The organism is Peribacillus sp. (genome assembly GCF_059453735.1).
Map to the genome: position 1 here is coordinate 1 of NZ_JAZVJO010000150.1, position 9,132 is coordinate 9,132.

General features: G+C 39.6%; 5 protein-coding genes. 1 reads left to right on the forward strand and 4 read right to left on the reverse strand.

Annotated features, from left to right (window positions below; genetic code table 11):
- Positions 1–64 precede the first annotated feature (64 nt).
- Complete coding sequence (locus AC52RT_RS05145; protein WP_495539759.1) at positions 65–2,188, reverse strand: S8 family serine peptidase; 2,124 nt, start codon at positions 2,186–2,188, stop codon at positions 65–67.
- Positions 2,189–2,441: 253 nt separating this feature from the next.
- Between AC52RT_RS05145 and AC52RT_RS05150 the strand changes: the two genes are divergently transcribed.
- Positions 2,442–4,250, forward strand: a complete 1,809-nt coding sequence (locus tag AC52RT_RS05150) for a PA14 domain-containing protein (RefSeq protein ID WP_495539760.1) — start codon at positions 2,442–2,444, stop codon at positions 4,248–4,250.
- 649 nt (positions 4,251–4,899) lie between these two features.
- Here AC52RT_RS05150 and AC52RT_RS05155 read toward each other — a convergent pair.
- The 3 genes from AC52RT_RS05155 to AC52RT_RS05165 form a co-directional block, all read right to left on the reverse strand.
- Entirely contained in the window at positions 4,900–6,069 is a 1,170-nt protein-coding gene (locus tag AC52RT_RS05155) for a CDP-glycerol glycerophosphotransferase family protein (protein ID WP_495539761.1), read from the reverse strand.
- On the reverse strand, positions 6,062–6,466 hold the full coding sequence (tagD, locus tag AC52RT_RS05160; protein ID WP_495539762.1) for a glycerol-3-phosphate cytidylyltransferase: 405 nt from the start codon (positions 6,464–6,466) through the stop codon (positions 6,062–6,064). Before tagD ends, AC52RT_RS05155 begins: the two co-directional genes overlap by 8 nt.
- Before the next feature lie 295 nt (positions 6,467–6,761).
- Positions 6,762–8,960, reverse strand: a complete 2,199-nt coding sequence (locus tag AC52RT_RS05165) for an N-acetylglucosaminidase (protein WP_495539763.1) — start codon at positions 8,958–8,960, stop codon at positions 6,762–6,764.
- Between the last annotated feature and the right edge of the window lie 172 nt (positions 8,961–9,132).

A 9,132-nucleotide genomic window follows, 5' to 3' on the forward strand; every position in this document is an offset into this window, starting at 1 on the left:
GCAGGCCTATTTGGTCCGAAAAATGCAAAAGAGGTTCAGAATGAAACCATTCCAAACCTCTTCTTTATGCGTTTACTAATTGAAAAGCAGGACTCTTGATGATGCGTGAATTGCCTGCTTTATCTCTTAAGATGACCTTGAAACGATAGTCACCGTTAATGGCTGCTTTTTTGTCTTTCGTTTGACCATTCCAAGTCACGCTTGATTGGCCAACTTTAAAGGAAGTGTCAGTTAAAAGTCTGACTACGATTTTACCGTTTTTATCAATAATAGAGACTGATCCAGTAACAGGTTCAGTAACAGTAATCGTGTTTTCTATTTTTGATTTTCCTGTCGTTTTAAAGCGGTTATCGGAATTAACAATCGATCCAGTAGGAGGCACTGTATCCAGCTTAATTGGAATGTCCTTTTTCGATCCGACGCGGCCATCGCTGTCTATTAGAGAGATACTAAGCGTATAGCTGCCATCTTTCAGCTGGCTTCTGCTGGAATTCGTGCCATTCCATTCAAGAGTATGGCCTCCGCCTGTAAAAGGTCTGTTCTTTTGAAGGGTTCGTACTTTATTACCTGCCTTATCTAAGATTACTGCTTTAATGACGGCGTCCTTATTCAACAAGATAGGGATGGATAGTTTAGCCTGTGCTTTTGGTGAATAGAGATAATTCGTTTTAGAAACAGTCAGCTCGGGCACAAGTGTATTATTCACCTGTAAGTTCTTTTTAGTAAACAAGGAATGGCGGGCATTCGCAGTCTTAATGACAAGCTTGACATCTCCGGAAGATTGATAGGAACCATTGTCAAGCTTTCCATCCCAGTTATAGGATATGGGTTCGCCGGTCGATGCTTGATTAGTGAGCATTTTCTTTAGCGTTTGTCCGTTTGCGTTTTCAAGATAAAGTGAAACGGTCGTGTCCTTAGGAGGAGTGAATGAGATGTTTAGCTTATTCGATCCTTCTATCGTGAATGATTTATCAGATAGTTCAAGATTAGACATTGATTCAGGTGTATTGACCAATGCTTTGTGTGGATCGATTTTACCATTTCCAAATTGCGGATCCCACCCTGATGGTCCAAGGTCAGTGGATGACTCTTTTAAAATCGTAAGCACTTCAGATGGTGTTAAAAAAGGATTTTTAGCAAGAATCAGTGCTGTTACCCCCGACACCATAGGGCTTGCCATGCTTGTCCCGCTCATGGTAGCAAACGAGTCTTCCGAAATAGTCGAGTAAATATCCTTTCCAGGTGCCGTAAAGTCAATATATTTTCCGTAATTAGAGAAAGAGGCGAGCTTATCATTCTTATCAGTTGCGCTGATTCCTAGAACATTTTTTAAGGCTGCTGGATAGCGAGGCTTTGTTGTATGTTCATTCCCAGCTGCCGCTATGATGACAATCCCCCGAGCAGCTGCAGCTTGGACGGCTTCATCGAGAATGTTGGTATAGGCGTCCGTCGTAAGACTTAAATTGATAATATCTGCTCCAGCATCCATCGCATAATAAATTCCTTCAGCAACATCAAAAATATCGGCTTCTTCCTCTCTAAACACATTGACTGGAATGATTTTAGAGGAAGGCGCAATACCGCTAGTGCCTTCATTATCCTGAACAGCTGCAATGATACCCGCTATATGTGTGCCATGATCATTGGGTAAAAGGGTCTTTTTCCGAGTAATGACATTAAACGGATTTGTTATTTGCCCTTTTAAATCAAAATGACTAACTTGAACACCGCCATCGATAACGGCCGTTTTGATTACCGTTTTTCCTTTTGGCAAATCCCATGTATCTGGTAAGTTTAGGTTCTTTAAATACCATTGCTTTGAAAAATCCGAATCACTCGGGATATAGGTATGTGCTAGTTTATAATTTGGCTCGACAGAAAGAATTTCTGGGTGGGAGAGCAAATTTTTGGCTGCAGCTTCTAGGGTGCTCCCTTTAGGAAGAGTCAGTAAGGAGAAATGATGATCAGTCAGTTTCGATACTTCCACTGCGGAAATAGATTTGATTAGTGCTTGCTTGGTTTTTTCATTTGTATTTTGTTTAAATTGGATAATTAATTCGTTTTTATCGTAATGTTCATTTGCGAGTTTTACACTGTCAGTTGAGGACTGTGCGGCTGTATAATCTACGGGTGAAAAAGTCAATATTCCAACCATAAGGGCGGCAGCTAAGAAAATGGATTGTCTCATTATTGGTCTCCTTTTATAAGTATTAGATTCTGAGAGTAGGAGTCTTTTATGTAATTGTCTAATTTTAACACGTCATACAATTGAATCCTATTAATATCCTAGTTTTTAGGCACAAATTATCTCGAAAAAACCAATTAATTGTAAAAAAGTGGTTAACAAAGTGACTATTTTAGTAGATAATGGGAGGAAACTAGGAATTAGGAGTGAGTAAGTTATCAAAAAATGTTTGCTAGTGTCGTTGTTTACTTTATTAATGGTGTTTGGTTACTCGATTGAATCGAAAGCGCAGGTTAGTGAAAATTGGCGGGCAGTGTATTATCCAACGGTGAATTTTAAGGGTGCGAAGGTGAGCAGCACCGTTAGCTCGATAAATTTTTCTTGGGGAACAAAATCGCCAGTTAAAAAGATTCCCAGCAGCAAGTTCTCAGCGGTTTTTGAAAAGAAAATGACTGTTTCTAAAACAGGTACCTATGTCCTAATGGGAAAAGCGGATGATGGAGTTCGAATTTATGTGGATGGAAAACGAAAGATAAATGAGTGGAAGGCTGGAGAGCGCAATTTTGAAAAGCAGGTGAAGCTAACAAAAGGAAATCATACAATTAGAGTTGAGTATTATAACATAGGGAAAAATGCGAAACTTAAAGTCAATATTAAAGAGGCTGCTAAAGTCACCCCTTTAGAAAAATGGGGCGCAACATTTTATAGTAAGCAGAACGTAACGGGGAAAACAGTGAAGAAGCAGTTTTCTACACTAGATGTTAACTGGGGAGCAGGTTCACCTGACCCGAGCATTCCAGCTAACGAATTTTCAGCTGTCATTGAAAAGCGAACGAGCCTTTCTGAAAGCGGCACATACCTGCTGAGCGGAGGTGCCGATGATGGAATCCGCATTTATGTGGATGGTGTAAAGAAAGTAGATCAGTGGAAGGATAATGTGCAGACGTTCAATGTAGAAATGGCTCTAAGTGCAGGGATACATATTATTAAGGTCGAGTATTATGAAAAAAAAGCGACGGCACAGCTATCTGTCAAGCTTGATAAGAAGGAAAAAAAATCTCAGGTTACCTACACGAATTATGGAATAACACTTAACGAAGCGTTGGCAGCTCAGATGAAAGTGAACCCACAGACAGATAAAAAATATTCTGCCTATATTCCCGCGGTCAGTGTCAAACTCGATCCAAAAAATATCAATAGTGGAGTTATGCTAGAGAAGACGGTGATTAAAGCGGAAATAAGCCAAGTCTCGCGTACACTTGGCAGCTTACCTAAGAAAACGAAGGTAAAAATTTCAGGCTTTAAAGTTTCTGAAGACAAGGAGCTGTGGTATAAGGTTCAAACTGGCTGGGTGAACGCATCATCTGCAGATACCAAACACTACCTGAATCCAGAAACGGCAGATTATTATCAATTCGTAAAGCTCTCCGATTTTGCTGGATTAAATGCTGCTGAGATTAATCAGAAAATTTTATTTGACCGAGGAATCTTAAAAAATCGGGCGGATGCTTTTATTAAGGCGGGCTTTAAATATGGCATTAACGAAATCTATTTACTAGCTCATTCCTCATTGGAAACTGGACGAGGGACGTCAAGACTTTCGAAGGGCATAAAAGTGAAGGCGAAATTAGATAGTAAAGGGAAACCCGTATTTACCACTGTAAATATAAAAGGCAAACAGGTGGTTGAAAAGGAAATTGAAATCCTCCCGGACGATGCCGAGAGCTACGAAAAAAAAGTTTATAATATGTATGGAATCGGTGCCTATGACTCCTGTGCATTGGAATGCGGAGCGCGGAGAGCATTCAATGAGGGATGGACGAACCCGGATAAAGCCATCATTGAAGGCGCTCGCTATGCTGCAGAGGAATATATCCATGCGGGACAAGATACCATTTATAAAATGAGATGGAATCCAGATTATATGGACGTCAATGGGACAGCCTATCATCAATATGCCTCAGATATTGGCTGGGCATCCAAACAAACCAAGTCCTACATCGAACTCTATAAATTACTCGACAGCTACACCATCACATACGACGTACCACGATACAAAAAGTGAAAAGATACCCCGCAGATATAAGTCTGCGGGGTTTGTTGATTTAAATTGAGTCCGTGTTTCTGGGGTATCTTGGGTATCTCGGCATCCATACTGTGCAGAACAGAGGAAAACCTGTGCAAAACAGAAGAATTTCTGTGCAAATGGAGCTTAAACCTGTGCAGAAACAGCCAAAAAGTGTGCAAAACTAAGGATTTCCTGTGCAAAAGGCGAATTGAAGACATAAAAGAAAGATACCCAATTTTTAAAAGACAAACCAATCTTTGAGCCTGCGCATCTGGGTTATCTTGGGTATCTTGGCATCCATACTGTGCAGAACAGAGGAAAACCTGTGCAAAACAGAAGAATTTCTGTGCAAATGGAGCTTAAACCTGTGCAGGAACGGCCAAAAAGTGTGCAAAACTAAGGATTTTCTGTGCAAAAGGTGAGTTGAAGATATAAAAGAAAGATACCCTATTTTTAAAAGACAAACCGATCTTTGAGCCTATGGGTCTGGGTATCTTGGCAACCATGCTGTGTAAATAGGCTTAAACCATGCAAAAACAGCCACAAAGTGTGCAAATCTAGGAATTTTCTATGCAAAGGTGATGAGGATGAAAACTTCCTCTGGCTGAATAATAAAAAGCTGTCGAGGGTTCTCGACAGCCTGAAATCATTCATTGTTAAAAAGAAAATCAACGAGGTTTTTGCTGGATTGGCCAGTGGAATAGTAATTCCATTTTTGATTAAACGCAGTTAATTGGTTTTGATCAAGACCGTTTCGCTTAATGTGTTCAATTAGTTCGTTTGTTGTTCGTGAAACGGGGCCAGGCATGGAGGTAATGTAATCCTCCCAAAAGCCTCGCTCCTGCTGATACTCTTCCAAGTCATAAGCATAAAAATACATGGGTTTTCCAAGGAAAGAATATTCAAATGGAATGGATGAGTAGTCAGTGACGAGACAATCGGCTGCCAGCAGCAGTTCGTTCATATCAGGGTAGTCAGATAAATTATGTACGAACCCTGGATAAGCGGATTCGAGTTCAAGATCTGCGGTTACGGCAGGGTGAAGCTTTAGCAGCAAGACATATCCTTTTTGACTCAGTTCGCGGTAAAGCAAATCGATGTCGAGCGCAATCTTTCCTGAATGTAGGGTCTGGTTTCGGAATGTAGGTGCATAAAGAATCGTTTTCTTATCAGCCCATTCGGGATACTTGCTAGTCAGTATACGCTTTGCTTCAGTAAGCGCAGGCTGATTAAAGAAGAAATCGGTTCTGGGAATCCCTGTAGTAAGGATGTGTTTATCGCTTAAACCAAAGCTTTCTTTAAAAATCTCGGCCATTACATCAGAGCCGACCACTACATGATCAAACATCTGATAGACCTTTATGAAGCGCTGCTTAGCGGCAGGTGTCCGCTCCGCGATTGAAGGATCCGTTAATCCGAATTTCTTAATGGCTCCAGCTGCGTGCCAAATTTGTGTACAGGTAACGCCTGGACGGAAAGAGATAGCAGCTAAAAAGCCGAAGTAATTATCAACAATAATTCGTTTTGCTGTCGCCAGATGATAAATTGAGAGAAGTAGATGGATGATATTCTTCGTTTCAAAGTTAAAGACGATGGTATGCCCATCGTCTTTAACTTTTATTTTACTAGTAGACGTTCGTAAAATAACTCGTTTCCATGTTAACTCCTGCTTGTCCATTTCATCTAAAATATATTGTGTATTGTCGCCAAAGGAAGTAACAAACACAGCCTTTGACTTTAATGGAAGGATGCTAAAGATGGAAAAAAGGATACTAAAGGTGCGTAGATAAAGCCTGATGGCGATTTCTCTAGCCATTTTGAACTTTAACTTTAGTCAGGTCTTTTTTGATCATACTTGTTGAGATGCCAATTGTTCTTGGAAGATAGACAACATCGCAATACTCAGCTAGTTCGTCGAACTTCCCTTCCCAATCATCACCCATCACAAAGATGTCAATTCCCTCACGAATAATATCATCTTTTTTCTGTTCCCATGTATTCTCGGGAATGACTTCATCTACGTAGCGAATGGCTTCAAGGATCATTTTACGGTTTTCAAAACTATGGTAAGCTTTTTTATTTTTTAAGTCATTAAATTCATCAGTTGAGATGGCTACTACTAGGTAATCGCCAAGGGCTTTAGCTCGCTTTAATAGATTTATATGGCCCCAGTGCAATAAATCAAAAGTACCATATGTGATTACTTTTTTCATGCTTCTTCCTCCTGTATATCCTATTTTAAATGGATGTAATGTATGGTGGAACCCCTATCCCAGGCGGCATCTATTTCGACAGTTGAATATACAAGTAGCTAACAGTATATGTTAATACTTCATTATAACTCATTCTATTTACAAATAAACAGTAAAAAAATTACATTGCTGGATGAAAATTTAAAAAACTTCCTATAACTATTACAGTTTACTTGGTTTCTAGCTTGCATTCAAGAATATAGAAGGAATTGTCGAAAAAATATCCTCAGGCTCAATGCCTGAGGATCGAATCTAGTTAGTTATTAGTCAAGTAATTTGGTATTTCCAAATTTAAATTGTATTTCGACAACTGACTGTACATATTCGCAATCTGTACCGTTTGTTTCACTGCCCAGCCGATATCTGATGCATACTGATGCGTGGCATACCCATTAGCGACCATTTTTTCAGGGTTCCAGCGCATTTTGTATAAGGTATTTTGTCCAGCATTGATATAGCCGTCTCCGATAAATTGAGCGCCGCCGATAATCGCTGCTTCTGGGGTAAACCATCCTGCGGTATAAGCGTATTCGGAACCACATTGTTGAGGGCATCTATCTACAGCCCCAATGCCATACATATTATAAACCTTCTTAGGTGTTACGGCTTTACCGTCCACACTTGAAACCACTATTCCATTTGCCAAAGCAGAATTTCCATGACCTGTTTCAAGCAATGCATGACTAATTAAATAAACTTCATTAATGCCATATGTTTTTGCTGCTGAGATAAACGAACTAGCTTGTCCGCTTAAAATTCCTTTGTTTTTTAAAACAGTGCTGTTTAACTCACTTGCATTCGTTCCGGCAACAGAGGAAAGGTCAAGAAATTGATAAAAGGATGAAGTTGTTTGTAAAAAGTTCGTTGGATTTAGATAATATTCCGTTTGCACCGCTGTTGCTGTTTTCCAAGAACCAGAAGAATCAGTTTGCGGGTTAACCTTCATTTGCATCGCAACCGCTTGGTCAATCGTTAAGTCATAATAAGAAACGCCTTTGACGTCGTTTGCGTGGATATATCCGGTCACTTTTTTACCATTAACCGTCACCGTACATACAAACCAGTTAGCAGACAGCTCCCGGTAGCTGAGTACGGTCCGCATTTTATAGGTTTTTAAAACCTTAGAACTAACTGCTGCTTTTGAATAAATGTTTGTAGGACTCTTTAAAGCGAATCCTTTTAGAATTTGGCTGGAAGACCATGCGTCTTCAAGGTCCTTTGTTTTAAGATAACCTGTTGTTGCTTTTCCATTCACGTAAACCGTTACTTCATTCCAGTCTTCGGATAGCGTTTTATATTGTAATACAGTTCCTTGTGCATATGTTTTTAAGACTTTCGAGCTTTCAGCAGCCTTCGCATAGATGGCTGTAGGTTGAACAAGGCCAATCCCTTTGCTACTTTCACCTCTATCAGCCAGCAATGGTTGTAGGTCTGCTTCCTTTATATAGCCTGTATTCTTTTTCCCGTTGACAGTGATTGTTGCCTTTTTCCAGCCGGTTATATAGGTTTCATAACTCAAGATAGAGCCTTGAACGTATTTTTTTAATATCTTTGCTGATTCAGACGCTTTAGCATAAACCGCAGTGGGTGCGGCTAAGCCAATCCCCTTTTGTGCAATCGGAGATGAAGTTGGTACCGTTACATCTTTTGCATCGATATAGCCGGTTACAGTCTTACTATTTATATAAACGGTCGCTTGATACCAGCCGGTTATATAGGGTTTATAGGTCAGGTTAGAGCCTTGCGCATAAGTTTTAATTCCTTTTGATTCTGCAGACGCTTTCGCATAAATGACCGTAGGGTTCTTTATAGCAACGCCTTTAATGTTTTGTGGATTGCTGACCGGAAGTTCAACATCATGTTTATAAATATATCCGGTTACAGCGACACCGTTGACATATACTGTCGCCTGATAAAAATCAGAATGGCTGCTTTCTGAGTATGTAAGCAGAGTACCTTGTGCATAGCTTTTTAACACATTTGAGTTTGTGTTGTTTGTTTGGTAGATATTAGTTGGGCTATTCAATGCAACACCTTTAATCGTTGCAGTTGCCACAGCTAGGGTAGACTTTTTTAAGCTTAGTGTAGAACTGGTCTTTTGCTGTGTTTCGATTTTCTCATCCATTGGCAGTGAGGGGTTCGTTGTTTCGGTGTTTTCACGAGTGGTAAGTGAATGGATGTTTAGATTGGAAAGGTAACCAACGATTGTTTCGTTGCTTTCATTATCTAAAAAGCTGATCTTTGAAAATTCTGTCCCTGATTCAAGAAGCGTGAATTCCATTTCACTAGAAATAGTTTGTAACATTTCTTTTCCTTCAGAGTCTGAATAAACATCCATTTGAGTGGGTGCTTCTGTGGTCTGACGATCAGCTTCGTTCGCCAGAACCGAACTGGGGAGCGGAGCAACTGAAAACAATAAACTAAAAGCAAGCAATACATAAAGAGTTTTTTGCATAATAACCTCCAAATTTTTTCTTTAGGAAATAAAGGGTTTTAACTAATTAATTGGTTTTATTTCCATTAAATATCTTATCATAGGATAATAGTTTGTGTGACGAAAAAACTTTTTTGATTCTTTGTACCTATGAAACTATTGGCTTATATAGGAAAAAGTATTGTAAATAATG